The sequence below is a fragment of the Caulobacter sp. GW821-FHT09B11 genome (assembly GCF_059418205.1).
The window spans coordinates 1-12,504 of the sequence record NZ_JBWKPK010000016.1 but is presented as its reverse complement, the minus strand read 5'-3'; the positions used below and the strand labels follow the sequence as shown (position 1 = coordinate 12,504).

Genomic DNA, 12,504 nt, shown 5'->3' with positions numbered 1-12,504 from the left:
CGTCGTTCCGGATGGGCGCAAATCGCCTGACGTCCTTTATATGGTGAGCGGGGGATGAAAGCGAACAGCGAACGGGATATGCCTGCGACCAACTGTCCCGATCGGAGCCGCGCGGCGTGATCTTTCCGGAATTCGACCCCGTCCTGATCCACCTCGGCCCGCTGGCGATCCGCTGGTACGCCCTGGCCTATGTGGCCGGCATCCTGCTGGGCTGGCAGTACGCCGTGCGGCTGGTGAAGACGCAGCGCCTGTGGGGCGGCCGCACGCCCACCGCCACGCCCGAGCAGATCGACGACCTGGTGCTGTGGATCACGCTCGGCATCATCCTGGGCGGCCGCCTGGGCTACGTGCTGTTCTACAGCCCCTCGCTGATCTGGACCAAGCCGCTGGAGATCCTGCAGGTCTGGAACGGCGGCATGAGCTTCCACGGCGGGTTCCTGGGGGTGTGCGCGGCGATCATCCTGTTCGCCCGTCGCAACAAGATCGACCTGCTCAAGCTCGGCGACCTGGTGGCGCCGGTCGCGCCGCTGGGCCTGCTGTTCGGCCGGCTGGCCAACTTCGTGAACGGCGAGCTGTGGGGCCGGGTCACCGACGTGCCTTGGGGCGTGGTGTTCTGCAACGCCCGCATCCGCGCCCTCGAAGGCGGCGCCTGCGTGGCCGGCGACCTGCCGCGCCATCCCAGCCAGCTCTACGAGGCGGCGCTGGAAGGCGTGGTCCTGTTCGTGATCCTGCGCCTGGCCACCCACCGCTTCGCCTTCCTGCAACGCCGCGGCGGGCTCGCGGGCCTGTTCATGCTCTGCTACGGCCTGTTCCGCGCCAGCCTCGAGAACGTGCGCCAGCCTGACGCCTTCATGCCCAACTTCCCGCTGGGCCTGACCATGGGCATGCTGCTGTCGACCCCGATGCTGCTGATCGGCGCCTGGCTGGTCTGGCGGGCGCTGAAGGAGCCTGTCGCGCCCGTCCCGCAGGAGCCGGCCGCGTCTTGATCCCCGCACGACCCGCGCTGCTCGACCGCCTGAAGGCCCAGATCGCCCAGGACGGGCCGATCAGCGTCCCCGAATACTTCACCCGCTGCCTGCACGACCCCCGCGACGGCTACTACGCCAACCGCCCCGCCATTGCAGGCATGCAGGGGGGGCCGGAGGGCGACTTCGTCACCGCCCCCGGCGTCAGCCAGATGTTCGGCGAACTGGTCGGCCTGTGGCTGATGGAGACCTGGGACCGCCTGGGCCGCCCCGCGCCGTTCCGCCTGGTCGAGATGGGCCCCGGCGACGGAACGCTGATGAGCGACATCCTGCGCGCCGCCCGCCTGCTGCCCGCCTTCCTGGAGGCCGCCGACCTGTGGCTGGTCGAGGTCTCGCCGGTGCTGCGCGCGGCCCAGGAGGCGAAACTGGCCGGCGCTGCGGCGCGCTGGGCCGGACGGCTGGAGGAGGTTCCGGCCGACGCGCCGCTGCTGCTGGTCGCCAACGAACTGCTCGACTGCCTGCCCGCGCGGCAGTTCGTGAAGACCGCCGACGGCTGGGCCGAACGGGTCGTTGGGCTGGGCGAGGACGGGGAACTGGCGTTCGGGCTGAAGCCGCTAAATCCTCCCCCCCTGGGGGAGGCGGCCCGCAGGGCCGGAGGGGGGGCGTTTTCAGCCGCCGCCGAGCCTAGGATTCTCCCCCCTCCGTCGGCTTCGCCGACCCCTCCCCCATGGGGGGAGGATCTTCCGCCAGGCTCCATCCTCGAATCCTCGCCGGCCCAGGCCGCCCTGGGCTCCGAGATCGGCCACCGCCTCGCCCGCGACGGCGGCGCGGCGCTGCTGATCGACTACGGCCGCGCCGCGCCCGAGCCGGGCGATACCCTGCAGGCCCTGCGCGCCCACGCGAAGGAAGGCCCGCTGGACAATCCCGGTCAGGCCGACCTGACCGTCTGGGCCGACTTCCCCTCGGTGCTGGACGCCGCCCGGGAGGCCGGGGCGAACGCCCCGCCTGTCATCACCCAGGGCGAATTCCTGCGCGCCCTCGGCATCGAGGCCCGCGCCCAGGCGCTGGCAGCCGCCCGGCCCGATCGCGCCGACACGATCGCAAGACAGCTTGATCGCCTGACCGGAGCGGCGCAGATGGGCGATCTCTTCAAGGTCGCGTGCCTGAGCGCGCCGGGGCTGGCCGCCCCGCTCTTCGAGGACGAGGCATGACGCGAGCCCACATCCCCACCGTCCAGTCGCCCCTGCTGGCGGCCGTGCCCGGCCTGCGCCACGCCTTCTTCACCCGCAACGGCGGCGTCTCGCAGGGCCTCTACGACAGCCTCAATGTCGGCCGCGGCAGCCAGGACGAACCAGCCGACGTGATCGAGAACCGCGGCCGCGCCGCCGGCTGGTTCGGGGTCGATCGCGCCGACCTCAACACCTGTTTCCAGATCCATTCGACCATCGCCATCGTCGCCGACGGCTCGTGGGGCGACGCCCGGCCGCAGGGCGACGCCGTGGTCAGCAAGACGCCGGGCGTGGTCTGCGGCGCCCTGCACGCCGACTGCGCCCCGGTGCTGATCGTCGATCCCGAGGCCCGCGTGGTCGCCGCCGCCCATGCCGGCTGGCGCGGGGCGCTGGACGGCGTCGTCCAGGCCGCCGTCGACTCCATGGTCGAGCTGGGCGCCCGCCCCGACCGCATGATCGCCGCAGTCGGCCCCTGCATCGGCCCGGACTCGTACGAGGTGGGCCTGGAGTTCCTGCACCGCTTCGAGGCCGACTGCCCCGGCTCCAAGCGGTTCTTCAAGCCGGGCAGATCGGACGACAAGCGGATGTTCGACCTGCCGTCCTTCGTGCTCGACCGCATCGAGACCGCCGGGATCGAGCAGCGCGAATGGATCGGCCGCGACACCTGCGCCGAAGGCGACCACTTCTTCTCCAACCGCCGCGCGGTGCTGAACGGCCAGACGGACTACGGACGGCTGCTGTCGGCGATCATGCTGGAAGGTTGAGGGAAGACACCCTCAGTCGCTCCGCGACAGCTCCCTACTCCTCCCTCGCTTTAGCGGGGGAGGTGGCGCGCTGCGGATACGCAGCGTGACGGAGGGGGCGAGTGACGGAGCGCCGAGCTTGAACTCGCCCCCTCCACCACTTCGTGGTCCCCCTCCCCCGCAAGCGGGGGAGGAGCGGGCTGACCAAGCCACCCTGCGGCCTGAACGACACGAAATGGTCATGAAGCGCAACCAGGGGGCTTAAGCGGGTTGCCCCGGGACGTATCGCTGCTAGAAGGCGCGGCAACGGCGTCCCCCCACCGAGAATCCAAAATGAAGCTGCTGTCCGGCAACTCCAACCGTCCGCTGGCCCAGGCCATCGCGGAGTATCTCGACATGCCGCTGACCCGCGCCCAGGTGCGCCGGTTCGCCGACCTCGAGGTGTTCGTCACGATCGACGAGAACGTCCGCGGCGAGGACGTCTTCGTGATCCAGTCGACCAGCTACCCGGCCAACGACAACCTGATGGAGCTGCTGATCTGCATCGACGCCCTGAAGCGGGCTTCGGGCAAGCGGATCACCGCGGTGCTGCCCTACTTCGGCTACGCCCGCCAGGACCGCAAGACCGGCGGCCGCACCCCGATCTCGGCCAAGCTGGTGGCCAACCTGATCACCCGTTCGGGCGCCGACCGCGTGCTGACGATGGATCTGCACGCCGGCCAGATCCAGGGCTTCTTCGATATCCCGACCGACAACCTGCTGCCCTCGCGCCTGCTGGCCGACGACATCATCAAGAACTACCCGCTGGGCGACGACCTGATGGTCGTCTCGCCGGACGTCGGCGGCGTGGTGCGCGCCCGCGCCCTGGCCAAGCGCCTGGACGACGCGGACCTCGCCATCGTCGACAAGCGCCGCTCGGGTCCGGGCCAGTCGGAAGTGATGAACATCATCGGCGACGTCGCCGGCCGCCGCTGCATCCTGTTCGACGACATCGCCGACTCGGCCGGCACCCTGTGCAACGCCGCCGCCGCCCTGATCGCCAACGGCGCGACCTCGGTCAGCGCCTATGTCACCCACGGGGTGCTGTCGGGCGCGGCCGCCGAGCGCGTCGCCAATTCGGTGCTGACCGAGCTGGTGGTCACCGACTCGATCGAAGCCTCCGACACCACCAAGGCCTGCCCGAAGATCCGCTACGTCTCCTGCGCCCCGCTGATCGGCGAGGCCATCCGCCGGATCGCCAACGAAGAGTCGGTGTCGAAGCTGTTCGACTGATCGGCTTTCCGGCTTCCCTAAAACCGTAAAATCCCCGCGAAAGCGGGGGTTTTGCGGATGAGGGGGATCACCTCTCAAAGAGCGCCGCCGTTAACCCCTGAAGCGCGCCCGCCACATCTGCGCCACATTTTCCGTCGGGAAAATATCCAACGGAATCCGCGCTCTCGCGGAAATCGCGACACAGCCCCGCTTGTCAAAGTCTGGTTAACGGACTGACTGTCACAATGTCGCCCGCCGGCGATGTTAAGCCGGCTCCATCTACACGGGGATGTCGTCAGCATGCTTTCCAACCTGCGCCCGCGCGCCGCTCTGACGGCGGTCGCGATCGCCGCGGCCACCGTCCTGGCCAGCTGCAGCACCCCGCCGCCTCCCCCGCCGCCGCCCGTCGTCCAGGCCCCGCCGGCCCCGCCGCCGATCACCCTGTCGAACAAGGTGGTCGAGCGCGCCAGCGCCTTCCGCGGCTACATGCAGCGCGCCGGCGCCATCACGCCCGACTTCCAGAACGGCGACCAGATCCAGGCCTCGCTGAAGATCGGCGTCGGCTACGAGCAGAAGCACTTCCTCAGCGGCGCCATGTCGTACGGCGCCGTGCTGGCCCTGCAGGACCCGACCTTCGTGGCCTCGGTGCGCGCCTTCGCCGCCGATCCCGCCCAGCGCCAGCAGGTCATCCACCAGCTGATCGCCGACCCGGCCTACGCCGTCGGCTTCAAGGGCAGCGACACCGCCGCCGCCCGCATCATCGACACCCTCGGCGCCGACGGCCTCAAGGTCTACGACGCCGGCAAGAAGGTGAAGCAGGCCGCCTACGACGTGCAGCGCGCGACCTGGTCCAAGGCCGCCGTCACCGACCGCGACGGGCGTCTGGCCTACGCCAAGACCGCCTCGGCCACCCCGGCCCTGGCCGACACCGCCGACGTGGCCCAGCTGCAGCAGGCCTCGGTGGTCACGGTCGGCGCGCCGCCCGCCGCCGCCCCGGCCGCCGCCAACATCGACGCGGCCCTGGCCTCGACCGCGCCGGCCGGCCCGCGCTCGGCGCCGCCGCCCTATCGCCCGCTGGTCATCCGCAGCCTGGCGGTCGCCGCCCTGGCCGCCCTCGGCGCCGCCGGCGACGACAACCTGCCGACCATCGACGCCATCATGGCCGAGCCCAACGCCGGCTCGTGCCTGAACATGGCCAAGCTGAACCTCTACCAGTGCCTGGCCGTGTCCAAGCCGCACTACGAGGACATCTTCTGCCTGGGCCAGCACATCATGATCGACACCGGCGCCTGCGTGATCAAGGCCTCGGGCGCGCCGATGCCGGTCGAGCCGCTTCCGCCCCCGCCGCCGGAAAAGCCGACGGCCAAGAAGAAGCCCGCCGCCAAGCCCGCGGCCGCCAAGAAGAAGAAGGCCTGATCCTTCAGACCTTTCCAGCCAAACGAGAGGGCCGCCGGATTGCACCGGCGGCCCTCTTCGTGTATTGGGCGCCCTCCTGAAAACGTCGACCGAGCGGGGCAATCCGGCCTTGTGCGGCGATTTCGCATTTCGAGGGCATGGGCCCTCCAGAGAGAACTGACATGGCCGAGATCATTCTGAACGTTGAAATCCGCGACCGCGCCGGCACCGGCGGCGCTCGCGAAACCCGCCGCGCCGGCCTGGTCCCGGGCGTGCTGTACGGCGGCGACAAGGATCCCGTGAACGTCGCGGTGAAGGTCAACGAATTCCGCAAGGCGCTGTTCACCGGCAAGCTGCTCGGCCACCTGGTCACGCTGCAGCACGGCGAAGACAAGCAATCGGTCATCGCCAAGGCCGTGCAATTCCACCCGGTCACCGACGAGCCGGTCCACTTCGACCTGTTCCGCGTCAGCGAGCACCAGCTGATCAAGATCGAAGTGCCGGTGCACTTCAAGAACCACGAAACCTCGGTCGGCCTGAAGAAGGGCGGCTCGCTGGAAGTCATCCGTCACACCGTCGAGCTGGCCTGCCCGGCCGACCAGATCCCGGAAGAGCTGATCATCGACCTGGCCTCGCACGACATCGGCGACACCATCCGCATCTCGGAAGTGAAGCTGCCGGAAGGCGTGAAGCCGGCCGTCGACCGCGACTTCGTGATCGCCACCCTGAAGGCCTCGGCCGCCGCCCAGTCGGGCGAAGGCGACACCACCGTCGAAGGCTGATCCCGGCTCGGTTTCACCACCGAACTGATCTAGATGACGGGCGGGCCTTCGGGTCCGCCCGTTTTCGTATGCGGCCCCGCCCCCGCCCTTCGACAGGCTCAGGGTGAGGGCGACTGGAAGGCCCGCTCGAAATCCTCATCCTGAGCTTGTCGAAGGACGAGGATTTCGCCCCACTGCTTCAGGACCGCGCCATGCTGATCCTCGCCGGCCTCGGCAATCCCGAGCCCAAGTACGAGAAGAACCGCCACAACGTCGGCTTCATGGCCGTCGACGCCCTGGCCCGCAAATGGGGCACGGCGCCGTGGCGCGCGCGCTTCCAGGGGCTGGCGTGCGAGGGGCAGGTCGACACCCCGAACGGGCCGGTCAAGCTGCTGCTGCTCAAGCCCAAGACCTATTACAACGAGAGCGGCCGCGCCGTGGGCGAGGCGATGAAGTTCTTCAAGCTGAAGCCGGCCGACGTCATCGCCTTCCACGACGAGATCGACATGGCGCCGGGCCGCTTCCGGATGAAGGCCGGCGGCGGGGCGGCCGGCAACAACGGCATCCGCTCGATCACCAGCCAGATCGGCGACGCCTTCCGTCGGGGCCGCATCGGGGTGGGCCATCCCGGCGACAAGGACATGGTCATGCACTACGTGCTGGGCGACTTCCACAAGGTCGAGCACCAGTGGCTGGACCCGCTGCTGGACGCCCTCTGCGACGCCCTGCCCTTCGCCGCCGCCGGCGACGACGAACGCTACCAGGCCGAGGTGCTGCGCCTGGCGCCGTCGCCCAAGGCCGATCCGAAGAAGCCGCGGGCGTAGCCCCAAACCTTCCCGTCATTCCCGCCCTTGTGGCGGGAAACCCTCTGTCAGCCGCAGGTGCGGATGGGGCGGCGTGCTCAGCACGCCGCTTGCGTCTCACGTGCGAGCGGAACGAGGGGTTCCCGCCACAAGGGCGGGAATGACGGGAGTATGGGGGCGGGCGCTCGAGCCCGCCCCCCCTTGGACGCCCTCTAGAACCGGTACTGCAGCCCCAGGTTAAACTGCCGCCCCGTGTGGGTGTAGACGAAGGTGCTGTCGCGGTCGGAGTCGATGAACTGGCGGTTGAAGCGGTCGAAGATGTTCAGCCCTTCCAGCGACAGCTTGAACTTGTCGTTGATCTGGTAGGACGCGGCCATGTCGAAGGTCAGGTTGGCGTCGTAGCCCTCGACGTCCTGGTAGGGGTTGTTGGCCGGCAGGGCGACGATCGACTTGTCGCGGTACGAGGCCGACAGGCGGGCGCTGAACTTGTCGTCCTCGTAGTAGATCGTGGCGTTGTAGGCGTTCTTCGACAGGCCCACGAGGTCGTTGGTGGTGACGCTGCCGTCGGCCAGGAAGTAGTCGATGGTCGAGTCGACATAGGTGTAGTTCACCAGCGCGCCGGTATGGCGCAGCAGGCCGGGCAGGAAGGTGAAGGCCTGCTGGTAGTTGATCTCCAGCCCCTTCAGCGGGCCGCCGGGCGTGTTCACCGGCCGGGTGACCGTGAACAGGGTGTTGTCGGGATCCAGCTGCGAGGTCCCCAGCAGGCTGAGCGGCAGGCCCGTCTGGCGGAAGCTCATCTGCTGCGACTGGTTCTGCACGTAGGTGGCGATGTCCTTGTAGAACACGCCCACGCTCAGCACGGACCCTTGCGAGAAGTACCACTCGCCGCCCAGGTCGAAGGTGGTCGCGCGGATCGGATCCAGGTCCGGGTTGCCCGAGGTGATCGACGGCGTGCCGGTCAGGTTCAGGCTGCCGCCGGGCGACAGGAAGGTCAGGTCGGGCCGCGACACGACCTTGGCGGCCGAGAAGCGCAGCACCAGGCTGTCGGTCAGGTCGAAGGCCACGTTCAGGGCCGGCAGCACGTCGAGATAGTCGTTCTCGGCGGTCACCTGGGTGGAGCCGATCTGGTAACCGCGCGCCTGCAGCTCGGTCCTGGCGATGCGGAAGCCGATGTCGCCGCGCACCGGCAGGCCGCCGATCACGGTCTTCAGGTCGGCCTGCAGATAGCCGGAGGTCACCTTCTCCTCCACGCGCCGCGTGCCGCCCGTATTGGGGATCAGGGCGTACATGCCGGTCTTGCTGTAGAGGTTCTGGCTGGCGACGAACTTGTCGTAGTCGATGGTCGCCCAGCTGGAGGGGAACACGCCGCTCTTGATGCCGTGGCCGCCGAAGCCCTCGACCACCTTGGTCACCGCCTGCAGCTGGGCGCTGCTCAGGTTGGGCACCAGGAAGTTGTTCGAGCGCTGGTAGGCCGAGGTGTCGAACGAGAACTCGTGGATATGGCCGCCGAACTTGATGGTCAGGTCATCGTCCGCCCGCCAGGCCAGGTTCGCCTCGGCGGTCTTGTAGATGTTGGTGGTGAAGATCTGCGACATCCGCACTTCGGCGTTGCCCGTGCCGAAGGTGTAGAGGCTGGGGTCGGCGACGTTGAAGCCGTGGGTGATGGTCGGCTGGTCGCGGTCCTCGCGGAAGTCGACGGTCATGCTGGTGTTCGGACGCTGGAACATGATCGTCGTGGTGATCGGCTGGTCGTAGTCCGACTTCGAATAGCCGACCAGGCCCGACACGGTGATGCTGTCGGTCAGCTCGTGCTTGCCGGTGAAGGTGTACTGCTGGAAGACGTTCTGAAACTCGTCGTGCTGGGTGTCGGAGCGCACGTCGACGCCGTCGAAGCGGCCGTAGGCCACGTCGTAGACCGTCTTGCCGAAGTTGATCCCGGCGGTGTTGCTGGTTCCGGCGTTGCGCAGGATCAGCTCGCGGATGGCCGTCTGCGGCTTGCCGTTCTGGCTGATGGCCCGGGCGAAGGAGAAGCCTTCCAGCCAGTTCTCCTCGCGCACCACGTCATACTTCGAATAGAGGGCGTCGAAGCCGAACGAGGTGCGGTCGTTGGGCTTCCATTGCAGGGCCAGGGTGGCGCCGGTTCGCTCCTGGTCGTGGTGGAAGCGGCCGTAGCGCGGCAGGCGCGGGAAGAAGACGGTGGTCTGGTTGCCCAGGTCGTAGAGGGTGTCGTTGGCCGCCGGGCGCGGCACGCCGGTGGCGCAGTTCAGGGCGTCGGCGCCGGTGGCCGGATCGGTGGCCGGGTTCTGCGCGGTGCGGCCCACGGGCGTGCAGAAGCCGCCGTCGATCGTGGCCGGGTTCCAGCCGCCCGAGCCCCACTGGTCCTCGAGGAACTTGCGCTTGCTGAAGGCCAGCGACGCCTGGGCGCCGAACTCGCCCCAGGCGGTGTCCCAGCGATCGCCGGCCACGGCGGTGAACTTCTTGTCCATCTTCTCGGACAGGTCGTTGTAGCCGAGCGAGCCGCCCAGCACGAGGGTGCGGCCCTTCTGGTCGAGCGGCTTGGCGATGTCGAGGTCGACCGTGGCGCCCAGCGAGCCCTCGATCACCTCGGCCTGGGCCGACTTGCGCACGGTGATGCCGCTGAACAGCTCCGAGGCGAAGGTGTTGAAGTCGAAGCCGCGGCCCAGGTTGGCGCCGCGGTCGCTGGTGGTGGCGCCGCTGGTCGACTGGGCCTCCATGCCGTTGATGCGCACGCGGGTGAAGCTGGGCGGCAGGCCGCGCACGGTGATCGTGCGGCCCTCGCCCGCCACGCGGGTGATCGACACGCCGGGCACCCGCTGGATCGACTCGGCCAGGTTGGCGTCGGGGAAGTCGGCGATGTCCTCGGCCTTGATGGCGTCGACCACGCCGGACGACTGGCGCTTGACGGAAAGGGCGCTGCGCAGGCTTTCGCGGAAGCCGGTGACGACGATGGCGTCGACGGTGTTTTCGGTGGTTTCGCCGGCAGGAGTCTGGGCCGCGTCAGGCGCGCCCCCTGGCGCGACTTGGGCGCTCGCCGCTCCCGCCGCCATGGCCGCGATCGCCAGAACCGCGACCGACACGCCCGCACGCAGGCCACGCAAGGATGACGACATAGCTGCCTCCTGAGGGCGGCGCCGTGTCCCCGGCCCGCCTTTATGTTTCCAACCCAAAGCGCCGGTTTGCCCGGTCTGCTTATGTCCGCGACGATATCGTCCCATCAAATGGGATATCGTCTCGCAATATAGATACCTTACTGTGACAAGGTGGAAACACAAGAGCCGCCCGGCGCCCTGGCGGCGTCAGGCTCTTTCGACGGCGTTCGAAGCGCTGTCCGAGATTGACGCGGGCACGGTCGCGCCACACATAGCCGGGACGTCCTGGAGCCTTTCTATGATCCCGCTTTTCGGCCTGTCGCTGATCTTCTCGATCGCCCTCTGCGTCCACGTGGTGCGCTCGGGCCAGGCCATGTACTGGCTGCTGATCATCCTGATGTTCCAGCCGCTGGGCGGGATCGTCTACCTGCTGGCCATCATCGCGCCGGAGTTCATGGGGGGCAGCAAGGCCCAGCAGATGAAGGCCGCCGCCCGCCAGGCGCTCGACCCGCAGCGCGAATACCGCGAGGCCGGCCGCGACGCCGAGGACGCCCCGACCGTGACCAACCTCTCGCGCCTGGCCGCCGCCGCCACGAGCCTGGGCAAGCACGAAGAGGCCGAGCGGATCTACGCTCAGGCCCTGCAGGGCCACTACGCCGACGATCCGGCCCTGATGCTGGCCCGCGCCAACAGCCTGATCGAGCTTGGCCGCGCGGCCGAGGCCCTGCCGCTGCTGGAGGCCCTGGGCGAGCAGGGCGTAAAGAGCCGCACCCCGCAGACCGCCCTGGCCTTGGGACGGGCCCAGGCGGCCCTGGGCCGCACCGAGGAGGCCGACGTCTCCCTGCGCTGGGCCGCGGCCCACCTGCCGGGCTTCGAGGGCATGGCGCGCTACGCCGTGTTCCTGGGCCAGAGCGGCCGCAAGGCCGAGGCCCGCGAAGCCCTGGCCGAACTCGACAAGCGCCTGTCCAAGACGCATCCGCGCTTCCGCAAGGAAGCCAAGGGCTGGCGCGAGATGGCGGCGGCTGCTGCTTCCTGATCCCTCTCCCCTTGCGGGAGAGGGTCGCCCGCGAAGCGGGTCGGGTGAGGGGTCGCACGAATAGAAACGCCGCGACGGCTGTTCAGCTGTCGCGGCGTTTTGCGTCTGAGAGACCCCTCATCCGTCGGCCTTCGGCCGCCACCTTCTCCCGCAAGGGGAGAAGGATCAGCGGACCTTCCCGATCAGCGCCTTGGCGCCGTGCGGAGCGTTGACCTTGCCCTCGTGGATGATGAAGGCGAAGACGTCGCGCTTGTCGGCGGCGGGGGCGGCGGCCTTGTCGATGCGCGGCAGGTCGTCCGGACGCTCGCCGCGCGACCAGGTCTTCAGGCGAGACGCCCAGTCATCCAGCTCCGGCTCGGGATAGGCGGTGGCCACCTCGTCCGACCCCGTCTGCAGGCGGGCATAGACGAAGTCGGCCGTCTCGTCGGCGAACTCCGGATAGTCGAAGTGCTTGGCGTAGACGCCGGCCACGCCGTGCTCCCTCAGCAGCGCCGGGAAGGCCGGGGTCATGAAGGTGTCGTTGCGCACCTCGACGGCGTGGCGCAGGCGCACCCCGTCCTTCTCCTTGGGCAGCAGGGCGAGAAACGCCCCGAAGTCGGCCTCGTCGAACTTCTTGGTCGGCATGAACTGCCAGAGGATCGGCCCCAGCTTGTCGCCCAGCTCGGTCAGGCCCTGGTCGAGGAACTTGCCGACCGACTCACCGCCTTCGGCCAGCACCTTGCGGTTGGTGGTGAAGCGCGAGGCCTTCACCGCGAACACAAAGTCGTCGGGCGTCTCGTCGCGCCACTTGCGCCAGCTGTCGGGCTTGAAGCTGGAATAGTAGGTGCCGTTGATCTCGATCGCCGTCAGCTGGCGGCTGGCGTAGGCCAGCTCCTCCTTCTGCTTCAGGTCGCTCGGATAGAAGTGGCCGCGCCAGGGCTCGAACGTCCAGCCGCCGATGCCGATGCGGATATCGCCGCCCATGAGCGTTCCCCTCTTGTTCCGGAGGCGAAACCTAGGCGAGGTCCGGCGATCCGTCGAGAGGACTTGCGGCGTGGAGCGAAAGAACGCCCCGGACGGGCATGATGGCTCCTCCCCCGCTTGCGGGGGAGGGGGACCCCGAAGGGGTGGAGGGGGCGAGACTGGGCGCCGTGCCGGCGGTCAGGCGCAGGACGAGGTCGGCGTCGGCCAGGCCTTCGACCGCGCCGGCGAAGCGGGCCAGGACGTCGTCG

General features: G+C 69.0%; 11 protein-coding genes and 1 pseudogene. 9 read left to right on the top strand and 3 right to left on the bottom strand.

Annotated elements, in window-relative coordinates; translation table 11 throughout:
* Nucleotides 1-116 precede the first annotated feature (116 nt).
* From lgt to pth, 8 genes and pseudogenes are all read left to right on the top strand, one after another.
* The gene (gene lgt / locus AC07N1_RS13315) at nucleotides 117-986 is read left to right on the top strand and encodes a prolipoprotein diacylglyceryl transferase (RefSeq protein WP_494672260.1); all 870 of its coding nucleotides are present in this window, start codon (nucleotides 117-119) and stop codon (nucleotides 984-986) included.
* Complete coding sequence (locus AC07N1_RS13310) at nucleotides 983-2,176, top strand: class I SAM-dependent methyltransferase (protein ID WP_494672259.1); 1,194 nt, start codon at nucleotides 983-985, stop codon at nucleotides 2,174-2,176. The genes lgt and AC07N1_RS13310 overlap by 4 nt, the downstream gene beginning before the upstream one ends.
* Nucleotides 2,173-2,958: a peptidoglycan editing factor PgeF gene (gene pgeF, locus AC07N1_RS13305; protein WP_494672258.1), complete on the top strand. Its 786-nt coding sequence runs from the start codon at nucleotides 2,173-2,175 to the stop codon at nucleotides 2,956-2,958. Before AC07N1_RS13310 ends, pgeF begins: the two co-directional genes overlap by 4 nt.
* A 312-nt stretch (nucleotides 2,959-3,270) precedes the next feature.
* Nucleotides 3,271-4,209 (top strand): ribose-phosphate pyrophosphokinase, encoded by a 939-nt coding sequence (locus AC07N1_RS13300; RefSeq protein ID WP_492855822.1) that lies wholly within the window; start codon nucleotides 3,271-3,273, stop codon nucleotides 4,207-4,209.
* A gap of 279 nt (nucleotides 4,210-4,488) precedes the next feature.
* Nucleotides 4,489-5,604, top strand: coding sequence for a hypothetical protein (locus tag AC07N1_RS13295; RefSeq protein ID WP_494672257.1), 1,116 nt, complete (start codon nucleotides 4,489-4,491; stop codon nucleotides 5,602-5,604).
* A 161-nt stretch (nucleotides 5,605-5,765) separates the two neighbouring features.
* A complete protein-coding gene (locus tag AC07N1_RS13290; protein ID WP_494672256.1) occupies nucleotides 5,766-6,365 on the top strand; it encodes a 50S ribosomal protein L25/general stress protein Ctc in 600 nt (199 codons plus the stop codon).
* A gap of 76 nt (nucleotides 6,366-6,441) precedes the next feature.
* Nucleotides 6,442-6,532: pseudogene (locus tag AC07N1_RS13285) on the top strand (hypothetical protein); the annotation flags it as partial.
* Nucleotides 6,533-6,556: 24 nt separating this feature from the next.
* Entirely contained in the window at nucleotides 6,557-7,168 is a 612-nt protein-coding gene (gene pth, locus AC07N1_RS13280) for an aminoacyl-tRNA hydrolase (protein WP_494672255.1), read from the top strand.
* Between the two features lie 191 nt (nucleotides 7,169-7,359).
* Here the strand turns inward: pth and AC07N1_RS13275 are convergent, their stop codons facing one another.
* Entirely contained in the window at nucleotides 7,360-10,278 is a 2,919-nt protein-coding gene (locus AC07N1_RS13275; protein WP_494672254.1) for a TonB-dependent receptor, read from the bottom strand.
* Nucleotides 10,279-10,555: 277 nt separating this feature from the next.
* Here AC07N1_RS13275 and AC07N1_RS13270 point away from each other — a divergent pair, with 277 nt between their 5' ends.
* The gene (locus tag AC07N1_RS13270; protein ID WP_494672253.1) at nucleotides 10,556-11,293 is read left to right on the top strand and encodes a tetratricopeptide repeat protein; all 738 of its coding nucleotides are present in this window, start codon (nucleotides 10,556-10,558) and stop codon (nucleotides 11,291-11,293) included.
* A 165-nt stretch (nucleotides 11,294-11,458) separates the two neighbouring features.
* Here the strand turns inward: AC07N1_RS13270 and AC07N1_RS13265 are convergent, their stop codons facing one another.
* The gene (locus AC07N1_RS13265; protein ID WP_494672252.1) at nucleotides 11,459-12,256 is read right to left on the bottom strand and encodes a DUF72 domain-containing protein; all 798 of its coding nucleotides are present in this window, start codon (nucleotides 12,254-12,256) and stop codon (nucleotides 11,459-11,461) included.
* A gap of 31 nt (nucleotides 12,257-12,287) precedes the next feature.
* A partial coding sequence (locus AC07N1_RS13260) for a hypothetical protein (protein ID WP_494672251.1) occupies nucleotides 12,288-12,504 on the bottom strand: 217 nt, incomplete at its 5' end.

Excerpts from the sequence above, each read along its gene's own strand:
- AC07N1_RS13290 (WP_494672256.1), top strand. The coding sequence starts at position 5,766 with ATGGCCGAGATCATTCTGAACGTTGAAATCCGCGACCGCGCCGGCACC.
- AC07N1_RS13295 (WP_494672257.1), top strand. The coding sequence starts at position 4,489 with ATGCTTTCCAACCTGCGCCCGCGCGCCGCTCTGACGGCGGTCGCGATC.
- AC07N1_RS13270 (WP_494672253.1), top strand. The coding sequence starts at position 10,556 with ATGATCCCGCTTTTCGGCCTGTCGCTGATCTTCTCGATCGCCCTCTGC.
- AC07N1_RS13300 (WP_492855822.1), top strand. The coding sequence starts at position 3,271 with ATGAAGCTGCTGTCCGGCAACTCCAACCGTCCGCTGGCCCAGGCCATC.
- pgeF (WP_494672258.1), top strand. The coding sequence starts at position 2,173 with ATGACGCGAGCCCACATCCCCACCGTCCAGTCGCCCCTGCTGGCGGCC.
- AC07N1_RS13275 (WP_494672254.1), bottom strand. The coding sequence starts at position 10,278 with ATGTCGTCATCCTTGCGTGGCCTGCGTGCGGGCGTGTCGGTCGCGGTT.
- pth (WP_494672255.1), top strand. The coding sequence starts at position 6,557 with ATGCTGATCCTCGCCGGCCTCGGCAATCCCGAGCCCAAGTACGAGAAG.
- AC07N1_RS13265 (WP_494672252.1), bottom strand. The coding sequence starts at position 12,256 with ATGGGCGGCGATATCCGCATCGGCATCGGCGGCTGGACGTTCGAGCCC.